A 1,274-nucleotide genomic window follows, 5' to 3' on the forward strand; every position below is an offset into this window, starting at 1 on the left:
CTAGTGGGCTGACCACGAACGTTCACCGGTTTTGATCATGCGGCTTCGTCGCGGGGACGGCCCCAACGATGCTGGCGTTCGCTGCGGATGCGGGCGCGTTCACGGCGTTGAGCGGCCAGCACATCGGGGTGGCGGGCATTGGCGTTGCGCCAGCGCAGGTAAGCCTGTAGCTCGCGGGCCAGGACGACATGGTTGGGATGGTCCGAGCCGGAGATCACGAAAGTGCGCAGCGGACCGAACTGTGGCTCGATCGGGTTGGCCCAAGAGGCGTAGGTCGGGGTGAAGCACAGCTCGACCTTGTTCCTGGCCGCCCAGGCTCGGATGGCCGGTGTCTTGTTGGCAGACAGGTTGTCCAAGATGACGTAGATGGGGGCGCCGTCGGGACGGGCGGTGCGGATCGACTTCAGCGCGGTCAGGGTGTTGGCGCCGCTCTTACCGCGCCGGGTGACGCCCCACAGAGTGTCGTCGCCGAGGGAGTAGCAGCCGTGGAAGTAGCGCACGCCGTGTGTGCGGCGGTAGGTCGCCGGGAGCCGGCCCGGCTTGCCGCGCACGGCCCATCCGGCGCCTTGACAGGGGCGGATGGATAACGGGCCGAACTGATCGAAGGCGAAGCACCGGTTGGGGAATCGGCTGGTGACCTCCTCGATCCGGTCCAGCTTGGCATCGAAGTCCGGATCGTTGGAGGTCTTCCAGGTGCGGGTGCGCTGGAAGGTTATGCCGTACCGGTGCAGTAGCCGGCGGAGGTGCTCGCGTCCGATGATGACGGCGCGGTCGCTGTGGCGGGCCAGATGGTCGGCGAGTTTGCGCAGGCTCCAGTGGGTGAAGGGGCGCCCCAGCCGGGTCGGGCGCGTCTTGGCCGTCTGGATGATGAACGCGATGTCGGCATCACTGATCAGGCGGGGACGGCCTCCCGCCCACTGAGGGTCCAGCGCGGCCAGCCCTCGCTCGTTGAAGGCGTGGATCACATCGCGCACGGTGTCTTCATGCGCCGCGACCAGCCGCGCGATCGCCGGAGCAGGCGTCCCCGACGCTGACGCCATGATGATCACCGCCCGGCGTACCCGGATCGAGTCATGCCTGCCCCGGCGCACGATCTGCTGCAACCGGCGTCCTTCGTCTTCGCTCAGCCGCCGTGCTCTGACCGGCTCTGCCATCCACGCACCTCACCCTCGACGACGACACATGCCTATCGAGGGTGACCGATCAGCCCGCCTTCACGCATCTTCAACCGATGCCTCAATCGACCCGGTGAACGTTCGTGGTCACCCCACTAG

1 protein-coding gene is annotated in these 1,274 nt (G+C 67.2%); it reads right to left on the reverse strand.

The window, feature by feature from the left end; genetic code table 11:
- Nucleotides 1-35 precede the first annotated feature (35 nt).
- Nucleotides 36-1,154, reverse strand: coding sequence for an IS630 family transposase (locus tag C1J01_RS48100; RefSeq protein WP_111185826.1), 1,119 nt, complete (start codon nt 1,152-1,154; stop codon nt 36-38).
- Between the last annotated feature and the right edge of the window lie 120 nt (nt 1,155-1,274).

The sequence above is a fragment of the Nonomuraea aridisoli genome, assembly GCF_003236395.1.
GTDB classification, from domain to species: domain Bacteria; phylum Actinomycetota; class Actinomycetes; order Streptosporangiales; family Streptosporangiaceae; genus Nonomuraea; species Nonomuraea aridisoli.